The organism is Pseudomonas sp. UYEF17 (assembly GCF_040546125.1).
Classification (GTDB): Bacteria; Pseudomonadota; Gammaproteobacteria; order Pseudomonadales; family Pseudomonadaceae; genus Aquipseudomonas; species Aquipseudomonas putida_Z.
In genome coordinates this window covers 315910-341074 of record NZ_JBEPNE010000005.1, presented here as the reverse complement: position 1 = coordinate 341074, position 25165 = coordinate 315910, and the positions used below count along the sequence as shown (strand labels likewise).

General features: G+C 64.5%; 17 protein-coding genes. 4 read left to right on the top strand and 13 right to left on the bottom strand.

The genetic code is table 11. From position 1 onward, the window contains the following. Window positions 1-14: 14 nt before the first annotated feature. The 10 genes from hemE to pilM all read right to left on the bottom strand — a co-directional run bounded on the left by hemE (window position 15) and on the right by pilM (window position 14646). On the bottom strand, window positions 15-1079 hold the full coding sequence (gene hemE, locus ABIB24_RS11315; RefSeq protein WP_025340953.1) for a uroporphyrinogen decarboxylase: 1065 nt from the start codon (window positions 1077-1079) through the stop codon (window positions 15-17). A 237-nt stretch (window positions 1080-1316) separates the two neighbouring features. After that, entirely contained in the window at window positions 1317-2735 is a 1419-nt protein-coding gene (locus ABIB24_RS11310) for a glutamate synthase small subunit GltD family protein (protein WP_013974599.1), read from the bottom strand. Window positions 2736-2841: 106 nt separating this feature from the next. Beyond that, complete coding sequence (gene gltB / locus ABIB24_RS11305) at window positions 2842-7287, bottom strand: glutamate synthase large subunit (RefSeq protein ID WP_274078224.1); 4446 nt, start codon at window positions 7285-7287, stop codon at window positions 2842-2844. Between the two features lie 372 nt (window positions 7288-7659). Beyond that, on the bottom strand, window positions 7660-9294 hold the full coding sequence (locus ABIB24_RS11300; RefSeq protein ID WP_137162578.1) for an SPOR domain-containing protein: 1635 nt from the start codon (window positions 9292-9294) through the stop codon (window positions 7660-7662). Between the two features lie 15 nt (window positions 9295-9309). Further along, window positions 9310-10407 carry a 3-dehydroquinate synthase gene (gene aroB, locus ABIB24_RS11295; protein WP_015272135.1) on the bottom strand — a complete coding sequence of 366 codons (1098 nt, stop codon included), beginning with the start codon at window positions 10405-10407 and terminating at the stop codon, window positions 9310-9312. Window positions 10408-10503: 96 nt separating this feature from the next. After that, the gene (aroK, locus tag ABIB24_RS11290) at window positions 10504-11022 is read right to left on the bottom strand and encodes a shikimate kinase AroK (protein WP_025340956.1); all 519 of its coding nucleotides are present in this window, start codon (window positions 11020-11022) and stop codon (window positions 10504-10506) included. A gap of 4 nt (window positions 11023-11026) precedes the next feature. Further along, complete coding sequence (locus ABIB24_RS11285) at window positions 11027-12295, bottom strand: type IV pilus secretin PilQ (protein ID WP_137162579.1); 1269 nt, start codon at window positions 12293-12295, stop codon at window positions 11027-11029. Further along, window positions 12219-13220 carry a pilus assembly protein PilP gene (locus tag ABIB24_RS11280; RefSeq protein WP_137164748.1) on the bottom strand — a complete coding sequence of 334 codons (1002 nt, stop codon included), beginning with the start codon at window positions 13218-13220 and terminating at the stop codon, window positions 12219-12221. Before ABIB24_RS11280 ends, ABIB24_RS11285 begins: the two co-directional genes overlap by 77 nt. An 11-nt stretch (window positions 13221-13231) precedes the next feature. Beyond that, the gene (locus ABIB24_RS11275) at window positions 13232-13768 is read right to left on the bottom strand and encodes a PilN domain-containing protein (RefSeq protein WP_137162580.1); all 537 of its coding nucleotides are present in this window, start codon (window positions 13766-13768) and stop codon (window positions 13232-13234) included. Continuing rightward, on the bottom strand, window positions 13765-14646 hold the full coding sequence (pilM, locus tag ABIB24_RS11270) for a type IV pilus biogenesis protein PilM (protein ID WP_137162581.1): 882 nt from the start codon (window positions 14644-14646) through the stop codon (window positions 13765-13767). Before pilM ends, ABIB24_RS11275 begins: the two co-directional genes overlap by 4 nt. Before the next feature lie 207 nt (window positions 14647-14853). On the opposite strand from pilM, the gene ABIB24_RS11265 reads away from it, so the two are divergent. Continuing rightward, window positions 14854-17304 carry a penicillin-binding protein 1A gene (locus tag ABIB24_RS11265; protein WP_420793911.1) on the top strand — a complete coding sequence of 817 codons (2451 nt, stop codon included), beginning with the start codon at window positions 14854-14856 and terminating at the stop codon, window positions 17302-17304. A gap of 214 nt (window positions 17305-17518) precedes the next feature. Here the strand turns inward: ABIB24_RS11265 and ABIB24_RS11260 are convergent, their stop codons facing one another. The 3 genes from ABIB24_RS11260 to rpmE form a co-directional block, all read right to left on the bottom strand. Continuing rightward, complete coding sequence (locus ABIB24_RS11260) at window positions 17519-18787, bottom strand: malic enzyme-like NAD(P)-binding protein (protein WP_137162583.1); 1269 nt, start codon at window positions 18785-18787, stop codon at window positions 17519-17521. Between the two features lie 177 nt (window positions 18788-18964). Beyond that, window positions 18965-19786, bottom strand: coding sequence for a thermonuclease family protein (locus ABIB24_RS11255; RefSeq protein ID WP_137162584.1), 822 nt, complete (start codon window positions 19784-19786; stop codon window positions 18965-18967). Window positions 19787-19788: 2 nt separating this feature from the next. Further along, window positions 19789-20004, bottom strand: a complete 216-nt coding sequence (gene rpmE / locus ABIB24_RS11250; RefSeq protein ID WP_003257833.1) for a 50S ribosomal protein L31 — start codon at window positions 20002-20004, stop codon at window positions 19789-19791. 167 nt (window positions 20005-20171) lie between these two features. Between rpmE and ABIB24_RS11245 the strand changes: the two genes are divergently transcribed. The 3 genes from ABIB24_RS11245 (at window position 20172) to ABIB24_RS11235 (ending at window position 25057) form a co-directional block, all read left to right on the top strand. Further along, on the top strand, window positions 20172-22391 hold the full coding sequence (locus ABIB24_RS11245) for a primosomal protein N' (RefSeq protein WP_274119833.1): 2220 nt from the start codon (window positions 20172-20174) through the stop codon (window positions 22389-22391). 229 nt (window positions 22392-22620) lie between these two features. Next, window positions 22621-24357, top strand: coding sequence for an arginine--tRNA ligase (gene argS / locus ABIB24_RS11240; protein WP_137162586.1), 1737 nt, complete (start codon window positions 22621-22623; stop codon window positions 24355-24357). Window position 24358: 1 nt separating this feature from the next. Further along, the gene (locus ABIB24_RS11235) at window positions 24359-25057 is read left to right on the top strand and encodes an SPOR domain-containing protein (RefSeq protein ID WP_025340965.1); all 699 of its coding nucleotides are present in this window, start codon (window positions 24359-24361) and stop codon (window positions 25055-25057) included. Window positions 25058-25165: the final 108 nt, after the last annotated feature.

The window sequence follows — 25165 nt, the reverse complement described above, 5'->3', positions numbered from 1 at the left end:
GTTCAGAGATCAATTCACTGATGGTATTGCGCCGACAGCTCATGCACGGCGTTGATGAACACGCCGGCGTGCTCTGGGTCGACTTCCGGTGTGATGCCGTGGCCGAGGTTGAACACATGGCCTGTGCCGTGGCCATAGCTGGCCAGGATGCGCGCCACTTCCTTGCGGATGGCCTCGGGCTTGGCGTACAGCACGGTCGGGTCCATGTTGCCCTGCAGCGCAACCTTGTCACCCACGCGGCGGCGGGCATCGCCGATCTCGCAGGTCCAGTCCAGGCCCAGCGCGTCGGCGCCGGCTTCGGCGATGCTTTCCAGCCACAGGCCGCCATTCTTGGTGAACAGGATCACCGGCACCTTACGCCCTTCGTGCTCGCGAATCAGGCCGCTGACGATCTTGCGCATGTAGGCCAGGGAGAACTCCTGGTAAGCCGCCGCCGACAGGTTGCCGCCCCAGGTGTCGAAAATCTGCACGGCCTGGGCACCAGCGAGGATCTGGCCGTTGAGGTAGCTGGTGACCGACTGGGCCAGCTTGTCCAGCAGCAGGTGCAGTGCCTGCGGGTTGTCGTAGGCCATGGCCTTGGTCTTGCGGAAGTCCTTCGACGAGCCGCCTTCGACCATGTAGGTGGCCAGGGTCCACGGGCTGCCGGAGAACCCGATCAGCGGCACGCGGCCGTTGAGCTCGCGGCGGATGGTGCTGACCGCATCCATCACGTAGCCAAGGTCTTTCTGCGGGTCGGGGATCGGCAGCGCTTCGATGTCGGCCGGGGTGCTGATGACCTTCTTGAAACGCGGGCCTTCGCCGCTTTCGAAGTACAGGCCCAGGCCCATGGCATCGGGGATGGTGAGGATGTCCGAGAACAGGATCGCCGCATCCAGCGGGTAGCGGTCCAGCGGCTGCAGGGTGACCTCGCAGGCGAACTGCGGGTTCATGCACAGGCTCATGAAGTCACCGGCCTTGGCGCGGCTGGCGCGGTACTCCGGCAGGTAGCGGCCGGCCTGGCGCATCATCCACACCGGGGTGACGTCTACGGGTTGCTTGAGCAGTGCACGCAGGAAACGATCGTTCTTCAGGGCAGTCATGTCGGCATCCGGAAAAATAGTGCGGGCATTTTCTCAGACGCCAGCGCAAAAGGCACGGTCAAGGCCATGCGTTTTGTCTATTGGATGCCATGGATCAAGGATTTTTGTATACAAAAATGCCTTTGGGGGCTGCTTTGCAGCCCATCGCGACACAAGGCCGCTCCTACAGGAAGTACGCGATCCCCTGTAGGAGCGGCCTTGTGTCGCGATGGGCCGCAAAGCGGCCCCGACAATCGATCAGACTTCCAGGTAGTCCAGGATACCCTCAGCAGCAGTACGCCCTTCGAAGATAGCCGTCACCACCAGGTCCGACCCACGCACCATGTCGCCACCGGCAAACACTTTCGGGTTGCTGGTCTGGTGCTTGAACTTGCCCTTCTCCGGTGCCACCACGCGGCCCTGGCTATCCAGCTGGATGCCATGCTGCTCGAACCACGGCGCCGGGCTTGGGCGGAAGCCGAAGGCGATGACCACGGCATCGGCCGGCAGGATCTCTTCAGACCCCGGGATCGGCTCCGGGCTGCGACGGCCACGGGCATCCGGCTCGCCGAGACGAGTCTCGACCACCTTCACGCCTTCGACCTTGTCCTCGCCGACAATGGCGATAGGCTGGCGGTTGTAGAGGAACTTCACGCCCTCTTCCTTGGCGTTCTTCACCTCACGACGCGAGCCCGGCATGTTGGCCTCGTCACGGCGATAGGCGCAGGTCACCGACTTGGCGCCCTGGCGGATCGAGGTGCGGTTGCAGTCCATCGCGGTGTCACCACCGCCCAGTACCACCACCTTCTTGCCCTGCATGTCGACGAAGTCTTCCGGCGACTTCTCGAAGCCCAGGTTGCGGTTGACGTTGGCGATCAGGAAGTCCAGCGCATCATGCACGCCCGGCAGGTCCTCGCCCGGGAAGCCGCCCTTCATGTAGGTGTAGGTACCCATGCCCATGAACACCGCGTCGTACTCGGCGAGCAGTTGCTCCATGGTCACGTCCTTGCCCACCTCGGTGTTCAGGCGGAACTCGATGCCCATGCCGGTGAACACTTCACGGCGGTTGCTGAGCACGGTCTTTTCCAGCTTGAACTCGGGAATACCGAAGGTCAGCAGGCCGCCGATTTCCGGGTTGCGGTCGAACACCACCGGGGTCACGCCGGCACGTACCAGCACGTCGGCACAGCCCAGGCCGGCCGGGCCGGCACCGATGATGGCGACGCGCTTGCCGGTTGGCTTGACCTTGGACATGTCCGGGCGCCAGCCCATGGCGAAGGCGGTGTCGGTGATGTACTTCTCCACCGAGCCGATGGTCACCGCACCGAAGCCGTCGTTCAGGGTGCAGGCACCCTCGCACAGGCGGTCCTGCGGGCATACGCGGCCGCACACTTCCGGCAGGGTGTTGGTCTGGTGCGACAGTTCCGCCGCGGCCAGGATGTTGCCTTCGGAAACCAGCTTCAACCAGTTGGGGATGAAGTTGTGTACCGGGCACTTCCATTCGCAATACGGGTTACCGCAGCCCAGGCAGCGGTGCGCCTGCTCCACGGACTGCTGCGGCTTGAACGGCTCGTAGATTTCCACGAACTCCTTCTTGCGCTGGCGCAGCAGCTTTTTCTTCGGGTCCTTGCGGCCCACTTCGATGAACTGGAAGTCGTTGTTCAGACGTTCAGCCATTTTTCAAAACCTCTTTACCGCAGTTGCCAGCCTCAGGCTGCAAGCTGCAAGACGATCACTTGAGCACGACAGGCCCCGCGCACGGGGCCGTCACTTGCAGCTGTTGTTACTGCGGGTTGGCACGGGTGCTGGACAGCAGTTGCTTCAGGTTGGCTGCCTTCGGCTTGACCAGCCAGAAGCGCCGCACGTAGTCGTCCAGGTTCTCCGAGAGCTCACGCCCCCACTCGCTGCCGGTCTCTTCCACGTACTCGGCAAGGACCCGCGCCAGGTGGCTGCGGTAGGCCTCCATCGCTTCACCACTGATACGCTGGATTTCCACCAGCTCATGGTTGAGCTTGTCGACGAAGGTATTGTCCATGTCGAGCACGTAGGCGAAGCCGCCAGTCATGCCAGAACCGAAGTTGTAACCGGTCTTGCCCAGCACGCAGACAAAGCCGCCGGTCATGTATTCACAGCAGTGATCGCCAGTGCCCTCGACAATAGCGTGGGCGCCGGAGTTACGTACAGCGAAGCGCTCGCCAGCAGTACCAGCGGCGAACAGCTTGCCGCCGGTGGCGCCGTACAGGCAGGTGTTGCCGACGATGGCGCTGTGCTGGGTTTCGAACGGGCTGCCGGCTGGCGGCACGATGGTGACCTTGCCACCGGTCATGCCCTTGCCGACGTAGTCGTTGGCGTCGCCTTCCAGGTGCAGGTTCAGGCCACCGGCGTTCCACACGCCGAAGCTCTGGCCCGCAGTACCCTTGAAGCGGAAGGTGATCGGCGCCGCGGCCATGCCCTGGTTGCCATGCAGGCGGGCGATTTCGCCCGACACCCGCGCACCGATGGAGCGGTCGCAGTTGCAGATGTCGAGGCTGAACTCGCCACCGGCCTGGTCGCGGATGGCCGGCATGGCCATTTCCACCATTTTCTCGGCCAGCTCGCCCTGGTCGAACGGCGGGTTCTTGTCGACTTCGCAGAACTGCGGCTTGTCAGCCGGGATGTGCGAGCTGCCCAGCAGCGGCGACAGGTCCAGGTACTGCTGGCGCTCGGTATCGCCTGGCAGCACGTCGAGCAGGTCGGTACGGCCGATCAGCTCGCCGAGGCTGCGCACGCCCAGCTTGGCCAGCCACTCACGGGTTTCTTCGGCGACGAAGGTGAAGAAGTTGATCACCATGTCGACGGTGCCGATGTAGTGGTCCTTGCGCAGCTTGTCGTTCTGGGTGGCCACACCGGTGGCGCAGTTGTTCAGGTGGCAGATGCGCAAGTACTTGCAGCCCAGGGCGATCATCGGCGCGGTACCGAAGCCGAAGCTTTCGGCGCCGAGGATGGCTGCCTTGATCACGTCCAGGCCGGTCTTCAGGCCACCGTCGGTCTGTACCCGTACCTTGCCGCGCAGGTCGTTGCCGCGCAGGGTCTGGTGGGTCTCGGCCAGGCCCAGCTCCCATGGGGCGCCGGCGTACTTGATCGAGGTCAGCGGCGAAGCACCGGTACCACCGTCGTAGCCGGAGATGGTGATCAGGTCGGCATAGGCCTTGGCCACACCGGCGGCGATGGTGCCGACGCCGGCTTCTGCCACCAGCTTGACCGAAACCAGGGCCTGCGGGTTGACCTGCTTGAGGTCGTAGATCAGCTGGGCCAGGTCTTCGATCGAGTAGATGTCGTGGTGCGGCGGTGGCGAGATCAGGGTCACGCCCGGTACCGCGTAACGCAGCTTGGCGATCAGGCCGTTGACCTTGCCGCCTGGCAGCTGGCCGCCTTCACCGGGCTTGGCGCCCTGGGCAACCTTGATCTGCAGCACTTCGGCGTTGACCAGGTACTCCGGGGTCACGCCAAAGCGGCCGGTGGCCACCTGCTTGATCTTCGAGCTCTTGATGGTGCCGTAGCGCGACGGGTCTTCACCGCCCTCGCCAGAGTTGGAACGCGCGCCCAGGCGGTTCATCGCCTCGGCCAGCGCTTCGTGGGCCTCTGGCGACAGAGCACCCAGCGAGATACCGGCGGAGTCGAAGCGCTTGAGGATCGCCTCCAGCGGCTCGATCTGCTCCAGCGGCAGTGGCTGGTCGGCCACTTTCACCTTCAGCAGGTCGCGGATCATCGACACCGGGCGCTGGTCGACCAGCGTGGTGTATTCCTTGAACTTGGCGTAGTCGCCCTGCTGCACGGCGGCCTGCAGGGTGTTGACCACGTCCGGGTTGTAGGCGTGGTATTCGCCACCGTGGACGAACTTCAGCAGGCCGCCTTGCTGGATCGGCTTGCGCGCGCTCCAGGCTTCGGCTGCCAGCAGCTTCTGGTCGCTTTCCAGGTCTGCGAAACGCGCACCCTTGATGCGGCTGGAAACGCCCTTGAAGCTCAGGCCCACCACTTCCTCGGCCAGGCCGATGGCTTCGAACAGCTGCGCGCCACGGTACGAGGCGATGGTGGAGATACCCATCTTCGACAGGATCTTCAGCAGGCCCTTGGAGATGCCCTTGCGGTAGTACTTGAAGACTTCGTCCAGGTCGCCCAGCACTTCGCCAGTACGGATCAGGTCAGCCAGCACTTCATAGGCCAGGTACGGGTAAACGGCCGAGGCACCGAAGCCCAGCAGCACGGCGAAGTGGTGCGGGTCGCGGGCGGTGGCGGTTTCCACCAGGATGTTGCTGTCGCAACGCAGGCCCTGTTCGGTCAGGCGGTGGTGCACCGCACCAACGGCCAGCGAGGCGTGCACCGGCAGCTTGCCCGGGGCGATGTAGCGGTCGCTCAGCACCAGCTGGGTCTTGCCAGCGCGCACGGCTTCTTCAGCCTGGTCGGCGATGTTGCGGATGGCCGCTTCCAGGCCGACGCTCTCTTCATAGTTGAGGTCGATCAGCTGGCGGTCGAAACCTTCGCGCTCCAGGTTCATCAGCGAACGCCACTTGGCGGGCGAGATGACCGGCGAGCTGAGGATTACCCGCGAAGCGTGCTCCGGGGATTCCTGGAAGATGTTGCGCTCGGCACCCAGGCAGATTTCCAGGGACATGACGATCGCTTCGCGCAGCGGGTCGATCGGCGGGTTGGTCACCTGGGCGAACTGCTGGCGGAAGAAGTCGTACGGCGAACGCACGCGCTGCGACAGCACGGCCATTGGCGTGTCGTCACCCATCGAACCGACCGCTTCCTGGCCCTGCTCGCCGAGCGGGCGCAGCACCTGGTCACGCTCTTCGAAGGTGACCTGGAACATTTTCATGTACTGCTTGAGCTGGTCAGCGTCGTAGCTGGCCACGCCCTGGTCATCGGTCAGCGTCGCCTGGATGCGCGTGGCGTGCTGACGCAGCCAGCGCTTGTACGGGTGGCGCGACTTCAGACGGTTGTCGATGGCGTCGGTGTCGAGGATCTGGCCGGTTTCGGTGTCCACGGCGAAGATCTGGCCCGGGCCGACGCGGCCCTTGGCGATGACGTCCTCGGGCTTGTAGTCCCATACGCCGATTTCCGACGCCAGGGTGATGTAGCCGTTCTTGGTGGTCACCCAGCGCGCCGGGCGCAGGCCGTTACGGTCGAGCAGGCACACCGCATGGCGGCCTTCGGTCATTACGATACCGGCCGGGCCATCCCACGGCTCCATGTGCATGGAGTTGTATTCGTAGAAGGCGCGCAGGTCGGCGTCCATGGTCTCGACGTTCTGCCAGGCTGGCGGTACCAGCATGCGCACGCCACGGAACAGGTCGATGCCGCCAGTGACCATCAGCTCCAGCATGTTGTCCATGCTCGAGGAGTCGGAACCGACGCGGTTGACCAGCGGGCCGAGCTCGTCGAGGTCGGGGATCAGGTCGTTGGCGAACTTGGTGCGACGGGCCATGGCCCAGTTGCGGTTGCCGGTGATGGTGTTGATCTCGCCGTTGTGGGCGAGGAAGCGGAACGGCTGCGCCAGCGGCCATTTCGGCAGGGTGTTGGTGGAGAAGCGCTGGTGGAACACGCAGATCGCGGTTTGCAGGCGCTCGTCACCCAGGTCTGGGTAGAAGGCCGCGAGATCGCGCGGCATCATCAGGCCTTTGTAGATGATGGTCTTGTGCGAGAAGCTGCAGATGTAGTGGTCGGCGTCGTGGGCGTTGGCCACGGACGAACGGCGACGGGCACTGAACAGCTTGATGGCGAATTCCTGGTCGCTCAGGCCTTCACCGCCGATGAATACCTGCTCGATCTGCGGCAGGCGCTCAAGGGCCAGGCGGCCGAGCACGCTGGTATCGATCGGCACCTTGCGCCAGCCGACCAGCTTCAGGCCAGCAGCGAGGATTTCGCGGTCCATGTTGGCGCGGGCGGCTTCGGCTTTGACCGGGTCCTGGTTGAAGAACACCATGCCGACGGCGTACTGCTTGGGCAGCTCGACAGCGAAGTGCTCCTGGGCCACGGCACGCAGGAATTGATCGGGCTTCTGCATGAGCAGACCGCAACCGTCACCGGTCTTGCCGTCGGCGTTGATACCGCCGCGGTGCGTCATGCAGGTCAGTGCCTGCATGGCGGTTTGCAGAAGGTGGTGGCTCGGTTCGCCCGTCATATGGGCGATCAGGCCAAAACCACAGTTGTCCTTGAATTCTTCGGGATGGTACAGACCTGTTTTCATAGACACATTCTCACCAGGTTCACCTCTCAACGGAGGTAAATCTCTTTTTTAACAACCACTTACCATCCACGCCGATCAAACGCCAGCTTTTTTGCGGTGGCCATGGAAAACCATTGTTGCACAGCGACAGCGATGCCCACAAATTTTCATGTCTCACCATTGAAAATTTATGTCGCAATTTTGAATGTTTTTGCGCCATGCGCCGTGATAGCGGCTTGGCTCGAGTCTGAAGCGTTTCAGCCATGACTGCAAGTAAGGCTTGTGGCAAGCAGTCTGGGACAGAAAAGCCTGCCGCGTGACAACGCAGCAGGCTAGTCGAAAGTCGGTAATCGCTCAGCAACTGGGCGGCGGGGTGGTGCCGCCCGGAAGGTATCAGCGGGCCGAGGCCAGCTCTTGTTGGACGCTGGCGACGGTACGTGGCCAAGGTTTACCAGCCTGGACCTTCGCTGGCAAGTTCTTGATTGCCGCAACTGCTGCGTCGCGGTTGGCGAAGTTGCCGTAAGTGACTACGTACAGCGGCTTGCCCTGCAGGTTTTTCTTGAAGTAGCGATAGTCGCCACCCTGGGCCTTGACGAACGCCTGGGCCGAAGCCTCGGAGCTGGTACCCAGGATCTGCACCACGTAATTGCCCGGTTTCTGCCCGGCGTACCAGCCGCTGTTACCGCTGCCACCGGTGGCCGGCTTCTCGACAGGTTTGGCGGCCGGCTTGGCCACGGCGACCTGAGTCGGTGCTGGTGCAGGCTTGGCTGGCGCAACCGGCTTGGCAGGCTGGGTTGCGACAGGTTTTGGCGCAGGCGCAACCGGCTGCGGTTGCGGCTGTACCGGCTGGGCTGGCGCCGCGGCTACTGGCTGGGCAGGTACCGGTGCCGGGCCCGCTGGCACACCTTGCGGCGGTGCGATGGTGGTCACGGTTGGCGGCGGGTTGCCTGGCTGCAGGGCGGTATCACCGGCCGGGCTGCCCTCTTCACCCTCACCCATGCCCGCGGCCTGGGCCAGCGGCTCGCGCATCACCGGCTGCGACTGGCCAACCAGCGGCAGCGGCATCGGCTGGGACGAACCCGAGAACTCGATGGCCGGGTTGCCACCATTGCCCTGGCCCTCGCCAAGCGGCAACTGGGCCTGGGCGGCAGGCGCTTCGGCAGGCGCCTTGTCACCTTTCTTCGGCATCAACACCGCGGCCGCAACGGCGACCACAACCACAGCGGACAGCGCGAGCACATGTTTTTTAGGCATCTTGAACCCCATGGATGGTCGCTTGGCCGTCGAGCGGCTGGCGATCATGGCTTCGATCAAAGTGTCACGGGCGACCTGGTTGATGTTGCCAGGCCAGCCGTCAGAGTTTTCATGGATATCGACGATCTGTTCACGGCTGAACACCTCGATGCCCCGGCCAGCACCTTCCAGGCGCTGCTCCAGGTACTCGCGGGTTTCTTCTTCACTGTAGGGGGCGAGTTCGATGATGTGGAAGCGTTCTTCCTCGATATTGATCTCGTCCAGCCCGGCAATCAGCGACGGCTCACCGAACAGGAACACATGCGGGCGCCCTTCCGGCACACCCGCCGCCAATTCCAGCAACGCTTGGAGTGCCGACTCGTCGAGTTGTTCCGCATCGTCCACCAGCAAGTACACTTCCTGGCCGGTCAGTGCCAGTTGCACCACCTTGGCCAGGATCGCCTGCATTTCGGCCTCGGCCACATCCAGGCTCTGCGCGACCTGGCCGAGTACGCTGGCGGCATCGCTGGCGCCACGGGCGGACACCACCACGCTCTGCACCGCCTGCTTGTTGGTACTGGCCACCAGGGCCTGGCGCAGCAGGGTCTTGCCGCTGCCCAGCGGGCCGGTGACAACCAGCATCAGCTGGCTGTAGCGCGCCAGGTGGTGCAGTTGGCCGAGCACGGGCTTGCGCTGGGCCGGGAAGAACTTGAAGCCGGGCACGCGGGGCGCGAACGGATCGTGGCTCAACTGGTAATGGTCGAGAAAGGCCTCATCGGCATGCAAACTGGTCATTGCGCTGTCACAACCTCAAAGCTGGGCCACGATCGCGCGGTAATCCGCCGACAACGTGGCCTGTAGAATCTCTTTCGGATAGTCGTCGGTCACCACGGCCTCGCCCATCTGGCGCAGCAGCACCAGACGCAGACGGCCGTCGAGCACCTTCTTGTCGACCGCCATGTGCTCCATGAAATGCGCCGGGGTCATTTCCTGTGGTGGCACCACCGGCAAACCTGCGTCCTGCAACAGGCGGATTCCGCGATCGCGCTCGGCCTGGTCGATCCAGCCAAGGCGCATGGACATCTCCAGGGCCATCACCGTGCCTGCCGCCACGGCTTCGCCGTGCAGCCACACGCCGTAACCCATGTGGGTCTCGATGGCATGCCCGAAGGTATGCCCCAGGTTCAGCGTGGCGCGTACGCCAGACTCGCGCTCGTCGGCACCCACCACCGCGGCCTTGGCCGCGCAGGAGCGGCGGATGGCTTCGGTCAGCGCCACCGGGTCGAGGGCACGCAGCGCCTGCATATTGTCCTCGAGCCAGGCGAGGAACGGCTTGTCGCAGATCAGGCCGTACTTGATCACTTCGGCCAGGCCTGCGGACAGCTCGCGCGCCGGCAGGGTCTTGAGGCTGGTGGTGTCGATCAGCACCGCATTGGGCTGGTAGAAGGCACCGACCATGTTCTTGCCCAGCGGGTGGTTGATGCCGGTCTTGCCGCCGACCGAAGAGTCGACCTGGGACAGCAAGGTGGTCGGCACCTGGATGAAGTCGACGCCGCGCTGGTAGCAGGCGGCAGCGAAGCCGGCCATATCACCGATCACGCCGCCACCCAAGGCGACCACGGTGGTGCGGCGGTCGTGCCGTGCAGTCAGCAGGCCATCGAAGATCAGTTGCAGGGTTTCCCAGTTCTTGTGGGCTTCGCCATCGGGCAATACCACCGGCAGCACCGAATAGGCACCCAGGGTCTTGCTCAGGCGTTCGAGATACAGGGGCGCGACGGTCTCGTTGGAAACGATGGCAACCTGCCGCCCGGCGATGTGCGGCGCCAGCAGCTCGGGCTGGTCCAGCAGGCCTTCGCCAATGTAGATCGGGTAGCTACGCTCGCCCAGGTCGACCTTTAGTGTCTGCATGTATCCCCACAATGTACTTGGGCGCGGCGCCGTTCAGGCACCCGCGCGGTAACGTTGAACCTCGCCTCGGCGCTGGTGGCCGAGAATAGTCCCGGGCTAACGGGGCGGCAACTGCTGCAAGCGCTCGAGAATATCGATCACCACCATGCGTGGCGGCCGCTCGTCGGTTTCCACTACCAGGTCGGCGATCTCGCGGTAGAGCGGGTCGCGGGTTTCCAGCAGGGCGCGCAAGGTCGCCTCGGGATTGGCGGTGCGCAGCAGGGGGCGATTGCGATCACGCGCGGTGCGGCCAACCTGCTGTTCCACCGAAGCATGCAGGTAGATTACCCGGCCACCCTGGTGCAGGGCCTGGCGGTTGGCTTCGCGCATTACCGCGCCACCGCCGGTCGCCAGGACCACGCCGTCGAGTGCGCACAGCTCGGCGATCATCGCCTGCTCGCGGTCACGGAAACCCGGCTCGCCTTCCTTGTCGAAAATCCACGGGATGTTGGCGCCGCATCGCAGTTCGATTTCCTTGTCGGAATCCTTGAACAGCAGGCGCAGCTCTTTGGCCAATAGGCGTCCGATGGTGCTTTTACCAGCGCCCATGGGCCCCACAAGTATCAAATTTCGCACAGAATCAACGACTCACAGCAATCGCCTGGTCACTCATGATACGCGGAGTCAGGAAGACCAGCAGCTCGGATTTTTTCTCTTGTAATGCATCGCGTCGAAACAGCCGCCCAACATACGGCAGATCGCCGAAAAATGGCACCTTGTCGACCACATTGTTTTGCGAAGTCGAGTACACACCACCAATCACGATCGTTTCACCGTCCACCACGCGAACCTTGGCATTGACCTCGTTCTTGCGGATCGGCGGTACGTTGTTCAAGGCATTGACGTAATCCGGCTCGTCCTTGGTCACCCTGACGGTCATGATCACCTTGTTGTCCGGGGTGATCTGCGGGGTCACCTCCAGCGACAGCGAGGCTTCGCGGAACGCTACCGAGGTAGCGCCGCTCTTGCTGGTTTCCTGGTACGGCACCTCGGTACCCTTGAGGATCCTGGCGGTTTCCTTGTCGGCCGTGACCACCTTGGGCTGCGAGATGATTTCGCCGTTGCCGCTCTTTTCCATGGCACTGAGCTCCAGGTCGAGCAGCACGTCGCCACGCAGCAGGCCCAGGCCGATGCTGCCGCCCACCCGCTCCACCCCGAGGTCGACGAACAGGTCCTTGCCCGGCAGCGGGTCTTCAACGTAAAGCGGCCCACCCCAGCGCACCCCCAGGCTTTTTTCGTAATCGACGTTGGCCTCGACGATACGCGCCTCGATCGCCACCTGACGCACCGGCACATCCAGCTGCGCCACCAGTTGCCTCAGCTCGGCAAGGCGGTCGGCCGGCTGATGCACCACCAGCGTATTGGTGCGCTCATCGACACTCAGGCTGCCCCGACCGGTGAGTATGCCGTCATCTGCCAGGCTCGCCAGCAGCAGCTCCGCAAGTTCGGCGGCCTTGGCGTGATGGATGGGCAACAGCTCCCGGCGCAACGGCTGCAACTGCGCATCCAGCGCCTGGCCCACACGAGCATCGACAGACTGCGCGGCAAACTCGGCCGCAGGCGCCACCAGCAGCACATTGCCCTCCTGGCGCCGGGCCAGGCCCTTGCTGCGCAGCACCAGGTCCAGCGCCTGGTCCCATGGCACGTCCTGCAAACGCAAGGTGACACTACCCTGCACGGCATCGCTGGCTACCAGGTTGACGCCGGCATAGTCAGCCAGCACCTGCAGCACCGAGCGCACTTCCACATCCTGGAAGTTCAGCGACAGTGGTTCACCCTGATAAGGCGTCGCCGACGCCAGCGGGACCGGCAGCAGGGCTGCCAGCATCCATTTCATCAATGTTTTCATCGTCGTCCGGGGCCTCCTTGCCCAGGTGCTTTGCGAGTGTGATGAACGCCGTGCGTTCATGCCACACCCCTGCCATGAACAGCCGTTCGCGTACTTCGACCTGGGCTTGATCAACCCTCGCCACCACACCTTGGTCGCGCCCGACCCGGTCACCAGGGCGCACGCGATAGAGCCTGCCGGCCGCCATCAGCAGTGCTTCGTGCTCCGCCCCACGCGACAGGCTGCCGACCATCTCCAGTTGCGCCAAAGGCACGTCGGCCAACCCGCTACCCGTCAATCGCGTCGCCCCGGGCGCAAACGGGTCCACCGGGGGCGCTGCCGTCACGCCCCTGGCCGGCATGCGCGCAAGCATCGCAGGCTCCGGCACTGGCGCCAGCGCCTGATAGGCATCAACCCGCAACTGCAGGCGCAGCAGGCCAGGCTTGCCATCGGCTGCAGCCAGCTGCAGGTCACCGCTGCGCAGCACACGCGCCTGGCCCAACCAGTCGCCCAACCACTGGCGCAAGGCCGCGTATCGCCCCACCACCTGTAGCTCCAGCGGTACCTTGCGCAAGCCAGCCTGTTGTTCGTCTTCATGTACATCGAAGCGCTCGATGAGCAAACCATGCGCATGCCCCGACGCTGCCAGGCGCTCGAGCAGGTCGCTCATGCCCTCCCCGGCCGCCAGGTGCCAGTGCGCCTCCCGCAAGCGTCGTTCGGCAATGGCCACAGACGCGTGGAGTTGCTCCAGCTCGGCCAGCTGCACCGCGCCGGCTGAATGCTGTTCGTGCAACTCGGCGTGCCGAGCCTCCTCCTGCGCCTGCTGCTGCAGCGCTGCCGGGAGACGTATGGCGCAGCCCAGGCAGAACAACGCCAAGGCCACCAGCACTGGCGTCAGTTGCCTGAAGCGGCTGGAGCGCTCGGCCATGGCCAGCCAGCCGAGCACCTGTGCAGCATTCACGACCAGAACGCCGAAACGCGCGCGCCCAGCAGGAATTCATCGCCGCCCGGCAGGCTCCTGATGCGCTTGAGTTCCAGACCAACCAGCGCACTCGAGCGGCTCAGGTCCCGCATGAACTGCGCGACCACGGCACCGGACGTAGCCAGCCCGGTCATCTGCAGGCTGCCGTCTTCCAGGCTGAGGTCGAGCAGTTGCACACCCACTGGCAACGCCCGCTCGAGGTCAGCGAACACCCCGGCCAGCACATCCTGGTTGGCACGCAGGCCTTCCAGCGCCACCGCACGTGCCAGTAGCGCCTCATGCTGCGCACGCACATCGGCCAGCGGCTGCAATTGCTCGCCCAACACCTCAAGGGCCGCCTGGTGCCGGATATTGGCCAGCGCCTGCTGCTGCCCGCGCTGGCGGGCCAGCTGGTCGACCAGCGTCACGCCACACAGGGCCAGCAGCGCGCCGGCGACCAGTTGCCTGCGGAAAGATCGCAACGCAGCCTGGCGTTGCCGTTCGCGCCAGGGAAGAAGGTTCAGCCGCATCATCGGCGCAACCCTCCGAGAGCCAGGGCGCACGCCAGGATCATCGCGCCATCGACGTGTTCCACGCGCGCCAGGTCGGGTACCAGGCGACACGGCAGGTTCAACCGGGAGCCGAGGCTCTGCAACTGGCTTGGTTCGATCGGAGAACAGCTGGCGATCAACAGACAATCGGGCAAAGGCTCACCAGCGAGCAAGGCCAGCAGGCGCTCCGGCAGCGCCCCCGCTATCGTCGACAGCCCCAAGTTCAGCTCACGCCGTTGCTGAGGCCGACCCGACTGCCAGCCATGAAGGGTGGTGCTTTGCGCCTCGATACGCAGCAGCGCCGAGCTTTGGTGCCTGCCCAGCGGCAGCATGCGCCCCAAGGCAATGCTGTCGACCTCCACGGCCTCCAGTTGCAATCCGGCCTCCTCGACGATGCCCTCAAGTGGCGCCAGTGCACTCTGCCGACACGCAGCCACCATCACCTCGGCGCAGCCCGGCTGGACACGAGAGCCTCCCAGTACCTGAAAATCCAGGGCCAGGTCTTCCAGCGGAAATGGAAACAACCGTTCGGCGTCAGCCAGCAGTTGCGCCTCCATTTCTGCCCCGCCCTGTTCCACTGGCAGGTGGCACAGCTTGCAGATCACCTGGTTGCCCGGCAGTGCCAGCGCGACCCGGCGCTGCCTGAGGCCGCTGCGTCGGTAGGCGCGCCTCAAGGCAGCCGCCACGGCGCCAGGCTCTGCCGCCCAGTCACTGCCAGCCGGTGATTCGAACGGTTCTTGTACCGAGGCAAGCACACGGCAGCGCCGGTTACGCCGCTGCAGTTGCACAATCCGAACGGAGTCGGGGGCAATTTCCACCCCCACGAGTGAACCGGCATCCTTGCCGAAGCGTCCTAGCATCGTGGCATCCTTGTTGTCTGTCGCCGCCATCTGTCGCGGCTACCTGCCCCAACCCCGCGTCAATACTAGGCCGCGCCGGCCCATCGAGGCGACGGGCAGCCTGGCCGGTAACCCGGAGAGGCGAAAAAATGCTTATAATGCCCAGCGTTTTTTGGTCCGCCGGACCTGCGTGCAATCCACTCCCAACCTGGACACCGAAAAGCCTTGATACGTCTGCTGAAGTTCTTCTGGTGGTCTTCCGTCGCAGTCATTTGCGCGCTCGTACTCGGTGTGAGCGGTGCGTTTCTGTATCTTAGCCCCAGCCTGCCCTCGGTCGAGTCGCTCAGAAGCATCCAGTTGCAGATCCCCCTCAGGGTGTACAGCAGCGACGGCAAGCTGATTGCCGAGTTCGGCGAAATGCGCCGCTCGCCGATCCGCTTTGCGGAAATTCCCCCACAATTCATCCAGGCGCTCCTGTCGGCCGAGGACGACAATTTCCTCAACCACTATGGTGTCGACCCCAGCAGCCTGATGCGCGCCGCGACCCAGCTGGTGAAAACCGGCCATATCCAGACCGGCGGCAGTACCATCACCATGCAGGTGGCGAAGAACTTCTTCCTCACCAGCGAGCGCAGCTTCTCGCGCAAGACCAACGAGATTCTGCTGGCCCTGCAGATCGAGCGTGAGCTGACCAAGGACGAGATCCTCGAGCTGTACGTGAACAAGATCTACCTGGGCAACCGCGCCTACGGTATCGATGCCGCCGCGCAGGTGTACTACGGCAAGTCGATCCGCGACGTGAGCCTGGCGCAGATGGCGATGATCGCCGGCCTGCCCAAGGCACCCTCGCGCTTCAACCCGCTGGCCAACCCGGTGCGCGCCAAGGAGCGCCGCGACTGGATCCTCGGCCGCATGTACAAGCTGGGCAAGATCGACGAAGCCAGCTACCAGGCCGCCCTGGCCGAGCCGCTCAACGCCAGCTACCACGTGCCCACGCCTGAAGTGAATGCGCCTTACATCGCCGAAATGGCCCGCGCCGAAATGGTCGGCCGCTACGGCAGCGACGCCTACACCGAAGGCTTCCGCGTCACCACCACGGTGCCCAGCGACATGCAGGAAATGGCCAACAAGGCCATCCTCAACGGCCTCTCCGACTACGATGAGCGCCACGGCTACCGCGGCCCCGAAGCACGCTTCCCGGGCCGCACCCAGGCGGCCTGGCTGCAGGAGCTGGGCAAGCAGCGCAGCCTTGGCGGCCTGGAGCCGGCCATCGTCACCCAGGTCGAAAAAACCGGCCTCAAGGTGCTGACCCGCAGCGGCCAGGAAGAGCAGGTGGCCTGGGACACCATGAAATGGGCGCGCCCGTTCATCAACAGCAACTCCCAGGGCCGTGCGCCGCAGTCGCCGGCAGACGTGGCCCAGGTCGGCGACCTGGTGCGCCTGCAGCGCCTGGAGGATGGCAAGTTCAAGTTCAGCCAGGTACCTGGCGCGCAGAGTGCGCTGGTCACCCTCGACCCTTACAACGGCGCCATCCGCGCCCTGGTCGGCGGCTTCTCGTTCGAGCAGAGCAACTACAACCGCGCCATGCAGGCCAAGCGTCAGCCGGGCTCGAGCTTCAAACCGTTCATCTACAGCGCCGCCCTGGACAGTGGCTACACCGCATCCAGCCTGGTCAACGATGCACCGATCGTGTTCGTCGACGAGTACCTGGACAAGGTCTGGCGACCGAAGAACGACACCAACACCTTCCTTGGCCCGATCCGCATGCGCGAAGCGCTGTACAAGTCGCGCAACCTGGTGTCGATCCGCCTGCTGCAGGCCATGGGCGTGGACCGCACCATCGACTACATCGCCAAGTTCGGCTTCAACAAGCAGGACCTGCCGCGCAACCTGTCGCTGGCACTGGGCACCGCCACCCTGACCCCGATGGAAATCGCCACAGGCTGGAGCACTTTCGCCAACGGCGGTTACAAGATCACCCCGTACCTGATCGAACGCATCGAAAGCCGCAGCGGCGAGACGTTGTTCACCGCCAACCCGGCCCGGGTACCGCAAGGTGCCGAGGACCAGGCAGGTGTGGCCGCGCCCGAACAGCCGATCAGCACCGCTGCCATGCCGGGCGAGGCACCCGCCGCCTTCAGCCCGGTGGCGTCTGCACCGCAGGCGCCGGCCGTGGCCGAGCAGATCATCGACGGGCGCACCACCTACATCCTCACCAGCATGCTGCAGGACGTGATCAAGCGCGGTACCGGCCGCCGGGCGCTGGCCCTGGGCCGCACCGACCTGGCAGGCAAGACCGGTACCACCAACGAGTCCAAGGACGCCTGGTTCTCCGGCTACAACGCCGACTACGTGACCACCGTGTGGGTCGGTTTCGACCAGCCCGAAACCCTTGGTCGCCGCGAGTACGGCGGCACCGCGGCACTGCCGATCTGGATGAGCTTCATGGGCGCAGCACTCAAGGACAAGCCTGCGCATGCCCCGGCAGAGCCGGAAGGCATCCTCAGCCTGCGCGTCGACCCGGTCAGCGGCCGTGCCGCTTCGCCGAGCACGCCGAATGCCTACTTCGAGCTGTTCAAGGCCGAAGACTCGCCGCCGTCGGTGGACGAACTGGGCACTGGCGCAGCACCGGGCAGCCCGTTGCCGGCGGATGAAGCGGCGCCGATGGATCTGTTCTGAAGGTTAACGCCATCCGTGTAGGAGCGGCCTTGTGTCGCGAAAGGGCCGCAAAGCGGACCCAGCAATGTCTGCTTGATGCATGAACCCCGGGGGCGCTTCGCACCCCTTTCGCGACACAAGGCCGCTCCTACAAGGGACCGCATCATCAGTGCAGCGTGTAAACAAAAAGCCCCGGCTCATACGAGCCGGGGCTTTTTGTGTCGCCAGGCAGCAATCAGCCTTTGAACACGTCATCCACGCTGGTCAGCGGGTAGTGCTTCGGATACGGCAGGGTAGCCACGCCGGATTCGATGGCGGCCTTGGCCACAGCGTCGGAAACGACGGTGATCAGGCGAGCGTCCAGCGGCTTCGGAATGATGTACTCACGACCAAATTCCAGAGCCTGTACGCCGTAGGCTTCGCACACTTCCTTCGGCACTGGCAGCTTGGCCAGGTCTTTCAGGGCGATGGCGGCGGCGATTTTCATTTCTTCGTTGATGCGCTTGGCGCGAACGTCCAGGGCACCACGGAAGATGAACGGGAAGCCCAGTACGTTGTTGACCTGGTTCGGGTAGTCGGAACGACCGGTAGCCATGATCACGTCGCTGCGAGTGGCATGCGCCAGCTCTGGCGAGATTTCCGGGTCCGGGTTCGAGCAGGCGAACACGATCGGGTTGGCAGCCATCGACTTCAGGCCTTCGGCGCTCAGCAGGTTCGGGCCGGACAGGCCTACGAACACGTCGGCACCGTCGAGGGCGTCAGCCAGGGTGCGCTTGTCGGTGGCGTGGGCGAACTGCGCCTTGTACTGGTTCAGGTCGTCACGGCCAGCGTGGATCACGCCGCTGCGGTCGATCATGTAGATGTTCTCGACCTTGGCGCCCATGCTCACCAGCAGCTTCATGCAGGAGATGGCAGCAGCGCCGGCACCCAGGCAGACGATCTTGGCGTCTTCCAGCTTCTTGCCGGCGATTTCCAGGGCGTTGATCATGCCGGCCGCGGTCACGATGGCGGTACCGTGCTGGTCATCGTGGAATACCGGGATGTCGCACTGTTCGATCAGGGTGCGCTCGATTTCGAAGCACTCAGGCGCCTTGATGTCTTCGAGGTTGATGCCACCGAAGGTGATCGAGATGCGGCGAACGGTGTCGATGAACGCCTGCGGGCTTTCCGATTCCACTTCGATGTCGAACACGTCGATACCGGCGAAACGCTTGAACAGAACACCCTTGCCTTCCATGACCGGCTTGGAAGCCAGTGGGCCGAGGTCACCCAGACCGAGGATGGCGGTGCCATCGGAAATCACCGCAACCAGGTTGCCTTTGCCGGTGTATTTGTAAGCCAGCTCTGGATCACGGCCGATTTCACGCACGGGCTCAGCAACACCTGGGCTGTAGGCCAGAGCGAGGTCACGGGCGGTGGCGGTGGGCTTGGAAAGTTCGACGCTCAGTTTCCCCGGACGAGGTTGAGCGTGATATTCGAGAGCGGCGGTTTTCAGGTCTGACATGGTGGGCATTCCGCTATTTACTGTTCTGACGGACCGCCGAGGATACGCAAAGAGCCGGGGAGCCACAAGACTGGTCGGTCACTTGTGTCAAGGCCTTTAGCCTACGACTTTACGCTATAACCCACGGGGCATACGGCTAACAGTGTGTACAATCCAATAGCGAAATGTCTACATCTTTTAGCCTGAAATGCGTTCCAACATGCTCGGATCGGTCAACGGCAACAGCCAGCGTCGCTGCCCGGGCTTGAGGCCGCCCTTGCGGGAACGATCCAGCACCCAGCCACGCGCCTCGACTTGGCGTCCCTTGAGGTTATCGAAGAAGCTGGCGGGGAAGTTGCGCTGCAGACGAGCGGGAACCTGCAGCACCACCGCACCGTCCAGGTTCAGCCAGACCCCGCCACGGTTGCGCTCCACGCCTTCGATGCGGCCCGCAATGACCGCGAAACCCGACTGCCGGACATCCCCGGCACGCACCACCGGCGAACGACGCCACAGCCCGGAGCCAGCCTTGCGCGCAGCCTGCTCGGCAAGCTGCTGGCAAGCGCTGAGGCGCACATTTGGGGCAACCGCGACGCGATAGCCCAAGCCCTCGCTGAGCAACTGTGCTTCGATATTGTCGCCATTGCGGCCGTAGATATGCGCCAGCGTGCGGCCGTATTTGTCCCTGGCCTCTACGCCCGGCTCCAGCCCGATACGCCCGTCGCTGGCTTTGACCAAGGCCTGCAAACGCTGCCTGGCGGCCTCGGCATAGGGCTCGCTGGTGCGCCCGTTACGGCCGATTTCCGGGGCATTGATGCCGATCAGTCGCACGCTGCGGCCATCGACCAGACGCAAGGTATCGCCATCGACCACCTGGCGCACCGCCACCTGCTGAGGGCTGCCTGGTAGCGGGCAGAACGCCAGGGCCGGGAAATGCCAGATGACGCCCATAAAAAAGGCGCCCACAAGGGGCGCCTTTTTTTGCAGCAATGCGAAACCCGAGGGGTTCGCCATGCGCATGATTACTTCTTGGTACCGAACATACCGAAGCGATCGGCGAACTTCTGTACGCGACCACCGGTGTCCAGGACTTTCTGCTTACCGGTGTAGAACGGGTGGCACAGGTTGCAAACGTCGATCGCCAGGGTGCTGCCCAGGGTCGAACGGGTTTCAAACTTGTTGCCGCAGCTGCAGGTGACTGCAACTACTTCGTAGTTCGGATGAATATCTGCTTTCATGGTCACTTCCTCGAGCTGCGTGCCGCCACCCAACACCAATTGTTGAATACCGCACGTAATTAGGCGGCGAATAATACCAGAGCATCACGCCAACGCAAGTTGTCGCTTGCACCGACCGTCGTCTGCTAGGCTCGCCAGTCTTTGAAACGCCCTCCGAGACTTTCCGCGTGTCCGACGTCATCCTGCGCCTTGCCCTGCCCTCCCCGCTGCGTCGCCTGTTCGACTACAAGGCGCCGGCAAGCATGGCGCGCCAGGCCTTGACCCCGGGCATGCGCATTCGCGTGCCATTTGGCCGCCGCGAAATGATCGGCGTGCTGGTGGAGGTGTGCGAGCAGAGCGAAGTGCCCGCCGACAAGCTCAAGCCGGCCAGCGCCCTGCTCGACCCGGTGTCGCCGATCCCGCCGTCGCTGTTCAAGTTGTGCCTGTGGACCGCCCAGTACTACCAACACAGCCTGGGTGACACCCTGAGCTGGGCCTTGCCGACCCTGCTGCGCCAGGGCGAACCCGCCGAGATGCGCCAGGAGCGCTTCTGGCACGTCGCCCCCGGCGCTCGTCTGGAAGACCCGCGCATCGCCCGCGCACCACGCCAGCGCGATGCCCTCAAGACCCTGGCCCAGCACCCGCACGGCGTGGCCCACAGCCTGCTGGCCAAGCTCAACCTGAACAAGGACAGCCTGGACCTGCTGCTGGCCAAGGACCTGGTGCAGATCGAGGTCCGCCGCCACTTGCCGTCGCTGCGCCACGAACACTGGCTGGCACAGCCGGAACTGCCGCTCAACGAAGAGCAACGCGGCGCCTTCGACGCCGTGCGCGAAGGCTTTGGCGGCTTCGGCGCCTTCCTGCTGGCCGGTGTCACCGGCAGCGGCAAGACCGAGGTGTACCTGCAGCTGATCCGCGAAACACTGGAAGCCGGCAAGCAGGCCCTGGTGCTGATCCCGGAGATCAACCTCGGCCCGCAGACCCTGGCCCGCTTCGAGCAACGCTTCAACGCCCGCATCGCCCTGCTGCATTCGGCGGTGAACGACCGCGAACGCCTGGATGCCTGGCTGGCAGCCAGGGACGGCGAGGCCGACATCATCATCGGCACCCGCTCGGCGCTGTTCACGCCGATGAAGAACCCCGGCCTGATCATCATCGACGAGGAGCACGACGGTTCCTATAAACAGCAGGAAGGCCTGCGCTACCACGCCCGCGACCTGGCGCTGGTGCGCGCCCACCAGGAAAACGTCCCGATCCTGCTCGGTTCTGCCACGCCATCGCTGGAAACCCTGCACAACGCCCTGACCGGTCGCTACCGCCTGCTGCGCATGAACCAGCGCGCCGGCGGTGCCCGCCCGCCACGCATGCTGCGCCTGGATGTGAAGAGCCTGCCGCTGGACAGCGGCATCAGCGGCCCACTGCAGCAGGCCATCCGCCAAACCCTGGAAGCGGGCCAGCAAGTGCTGGTGTTCCTCAACCGCCGCGGTTTCGCCCCGACCTTGCTTTGCCACGATTGCGGCTGGCTGTCCGAATGCCCGCGCTGCGATGCGCGCATGACCGTGCACCAGCGCTCCGGCGTGCTGCGTTGCCACCATTGCGGCTATGACGAGCACCTGCCGCAGCAGTGCCCGCAGTGCAACCACGTTGACCTGCGCCCGGTCGGCGCCGGCACCGAGCGTGCCGAGGAACGCCTGAAAGTGCTGTTCCCGGATTACCCGATCCTGCGTGTGGACCGCGACAGCACGGCGCGCAAGGACGCCATGCACAACCTGTTCAGCACCATCCAGCGCGGCCAGCCGAGCATCCTCGTCGGCACCCAGATGCTCGCCAAGGGCCATCACTTCCCGCGGGTGACCCTGGTGGCCATCCTCGATGCCGATGGCGGGCTGTTCTCCGGCGATTTCCGCGCCAGCGAACGCATGGCACAGCTGATCGTGCAGGTTGCCGGGCGGGCCGGGCGAGCCGAGGAACCCGGCAAGGTCATCATCCAGACCCACCTGGCCGACCATCCGCTGCTGGTGCAGCTTACCGAGCAGGGCTACTTCGCCTTCGCCGAGCAGGCCCTGGACGAACGCCGCGCCGCCGGGCTGCCGCCTTACTCGCACCTGGCGCTGCTGCGCGCCGAAGCGCACAAGCCCGGGCAGGCCGAAGGTTTCCTCGACGAGGCCTGCGCCGCCGCCGAGCGCCTGGTGGCCGAACAGCGCCTGCCCGGCATCGAGTTGCTGGGGCCGGTGCCAGCACCGATGGAGCGCCGCGCCGGGCGCTTCCGCGCGCAACTGTTGATACAGGCCAATACGCGGGCGCCTTTGCATCGACTGATCAGCGCCTGGTTGCTAGTGTTGGAGCAGATGCCGAGCGGGCGCCAGGTGCGGTGGTCGCTGGATGTCGATCCAGTCGACCTGTACTGACGTTGGGGCTGCTCTGCAGCCCATCGCGGCACAAGGCCGCTCCTACACGGGGGCGCGTAACGCCTGTAGGAGCGGCCTTGTGTCGCGATGGGCCGCAAAGCGGCCCCGGCATTCTCAAGGCAAGCAACCCCCAAAGGTTGGCAACCCGCCCCCAGCCACGGATAATGCCCAGTTTTTCCACCTGCGCATCCAAGCGCTCCACCGCGCTTGCGGTCGAAAAGAGATCCCCATGAAAGACACCATTCGCCAGCTGATCCAGCAAGCCCTCACCCAACTCGTCACCGACGGTGTGCTGCCTGAAGGGCTGTCGCCGGCGATCCAGGTGGAAAACGCCCGGGACAAGACCCACGGCGACTTCGCCAGCAACATCGCCATGATGCTGGCCAAGCCGGCCGGCATGAAGCCGCGCGACCTGGCCGAGAAACTGATCAATGCCCTGCCGGCCAGCGCCGACATCAGCAAGGTCGAGATCGCCGGCCCCGGCTTCCTCAACTTCTTCCAGAACACCGACGCCCTGGCCAACCGCCTGGATGCCGCACTGGCCGACGCCCACCTGGGCGCGCGCAAGGCCGGCCCTGCGCAAAAGGTTGTGATCGACATGTCGGCACCCAACCTGGCCAAGGAGATGCACGTCGGCCACCTGCGTTCGACCATCATCGGTGACAGCGTGGCGCGCGTGCTGGAGTTCCTCGGCGATGACGTGATCCGCCAGAACCACGTGGGCGACTGGGGCACCCAGTTCGGCATGCTGCTGGCCTACCTGGAAGAAAACCCGATCACCAGCGACGAGCTGTCGGACCTGGAAAACTTCTATCGCGCCGCCAAGAAGCGCTTCGACGAATCCGAAGAGTTCGCCACCCGTGCCCGTGGCCTGGTGGTCAAGCTGCAGGCCGGCGACCCGGACTGCATGGCCCTGTGGACGCGCTTCAAGGACATTTCGCTGTCGCACTGCCAGAAGACCTACGAGCTGCTCAACGTCAAGCTGACCATGGCCGACGTGATGGGTGAAAGCGCCTACAACGACGACCTGGCCAACGTGGTCGCCGACCTCAAGGCCAGGGGCCTGCTGGTCGAAGACCAGGGCGCCCAGTGCGTGTTCCTCGACGAGTTCAAGAACAGCGAAGGCGAACCACTGCCGGTGATCGTGCAGAAGGCCGACGGTGGCTACCTGTACGCCACCACCGACCTGGCTGCCGTGCGCTACCGCAGCAACGTGCTCAAGGCAGACCGCGCCCTGTACTTCGTCGACCAGCGCCAGGCCCTGCACTTCAATCAGGTGTTCGAAGTTGCACGCCGCGCAGGCTTCGTCGGCCACCCGATGCAGATGGAGCACATGGGCTTCGGCACCATGAACGGCGCCGATGGCCGCCCGTTCAAGACCCGTGACGGCGGCACCGTGAAGCTGATCGACCTGCTCACCGAGGCCAAGGAGCGCGCCTACGCGCTGGTCAAGGAAAAGAACCCGAGCCTGGCCGACGAAGAACTGCGCCACATCGGCGAAGTGGTGGGCATTGGCGCAGTGAAGTACGCCGACCTGTCCAAGCACCGCACCAGCGACTACAGCTTCAACTTCGAGCTGATGCTCAACTTCGAAGGCAACACCGCGCCTTACCTGCTGTACGCCTACACCCGCGTGGCCGGCGTATTCCGCAAACTGGGCAAGGGCTTCGATGAAGTCGACGGCAACATCGTGCTGCAGGCTGCCCACGAGCAAGACCTGGCCGCGCGCCTGGCGCAGTTTGGCGAAATCCTCAACAACGTCGCCGACAAGGGCACGCCGCACGTGCTGTGCAGCTACCTGTACGACCTGGCCGGCCTGTTCTCCAGCTTCTACGAGAATTGCCCGATTCTTGCCGCCGAAACCCCGCAGCAGCAGCAGAGCCGCCTGCGCCTGGCGGCGCTGACCGGCCGCACTCTCAAGCAAGGTCTGGAACTGCTCGGCCTGGAAACCCTGGAGCGCATGTAAGTTGGCTGCCAAGAAAAAACCCGCACCCAAACGCGGCGCCAGCCGCCAGACGGCGCCGGCCAAGCAGCCGATTCCCGGTTGGGTATGGCTGGCGGTCGGCCTGACCGTAGGCGCGTTCATCGTGTTCCTGATGAAGCTCGAGCCCGGTGGCGAAGACATCAAGCGCACCAAGCCCGAGCAGCAGAAGGCGGAGAAAGTGGCCGAAGCCGGCAAGCCGGCGCAGGCCACCCCGCAGCAGCCGGTGAAGCCGAAGTACGACTTCTACACGCTGCTGCCGGAGTCCGAGGTGATCGTGCCGCCGGAGGCCGTGCCAGAGAAGACGCCACCTGTCCCGGCCCAGCCGGTGACCCCGGTGACGCCGGCCGAAGCGGCGAAGATCGACACGGCGCGAGCCCAGGCGGCGCTGATGGGCCAGACCCCGCCACCGGCACCACCGGTGATCAAGCCGGCGGCAACCACCCAGTTCTTCCTGCAGGCTGGTTCGTTCCGCAAGCAGGCCGATGCCGACAAGGTGCGCGCGCAGATCATCCTGCTGGGCCAGTCGGTGAAGGTGGAGTCGGGCACGGTCAAGGACGAAACCTGGTACCGCGTACTGGTGGGGCCGTTCAGCAACCGCGAGCAGCTGACCGGGGCGCAGAAGCAACTGGCTGGGGCAGGTTTCAGCAACCTGCTGCTGCAACAGCGGCAGACCCGTCAGTAACCTGCATTCGGGGGGCGCTTTGCGCCCCTATCGCGACACAAGGCCGCTCCTACAATGTGCGGGTAAACCTGAAAGTCGGGTTTACGCGATCCCTGTAGGAGCGGCCTT

Bases quoted from the DNA above. Each gene is read 5' to 3' on its own strand.
- ABIB24_RS11255 (WP_137162584.1), bottom strand. From the start codon at position 19,786: ATGCGCATGGCGAACCCCTCGGGTTTCGCATTGCTGCAAAAAAAGGCG.
- aroB (WP_015272135.1), bottom strand. From the start codon at position 10,407: ATGCAGACACTAAAGGTCGACCTGGGCGAGCGTAGCTACCCGATCTAC.
- ABIB24_RS11285 (WP_137162579.1), bottom strand. From the start codon at position 12,295: ATGAAAACATTGATGAAATGGATGCTGGCAGCCCTGCTGCCGGTCCCG.
- hemE (WP_025340953.1), bottom strand. From the start codon at position 1,079: ATGACTGCCCTGAAGAACGATCGTTTCCTGCGTGCACTGCTCAAGCAA.
- ABIB24_RS11275 (WP_137162580.1), bottom strand. From the start codon at position 13,768: ATGATGCGGCTGAACCTTCTTCCCTGGCGCGAACGGCAACGCCAGGCT.
- pilM (WP_137162581.1), bottom strand. From the start codon at position 14,646: ATGCTAGGACGCTTCGGCAAGGATGCCGGTTCACTCGTGGGGGTGGAA.
- rpmE (WP_003257833.1), bottom strand. From the start codon at position 20,004: ATGAAAGCAGATATTCATCCGAACTACGAAGTAGTTGCAGTCACCTGC.
- ABIB24_RS11260 (WP_137162583.1), bottom strand. From the start codon at position 18,787: ATGTCAGACCTGAAAACCGCCGCTCTCGAATATCACGCTCAACCTCGT.
- argS (WP_137162586.1), top strand. From the start codon at position 22,621: ATGAAAGACACCATTCGCCAGCTGATCCAGCAAGCCCTCACCCAACTC.
- ABIB24_RS11300 (WP_137162578.1), bottom strand. From the start codon at position 9,294: ATGACCAGTTTGCATGCCGATGAGGCCTTTCTCGACCATTACCAGTTG.
- gltB (WP_274078224.1), bottom strand. From the start codon at position 7,287: ATGAAAACAGGTCTGTACCATCCCGAAGAATTCAAGGACAACTGTGGT.
- ABIB24_RS11310 (WP_013974599.1), bottom strand. From the start codon at position 2,735: ATGGCTGAACGTCTGAACAACGACTTCCAGTTCATCGAAGTGGGCCGC.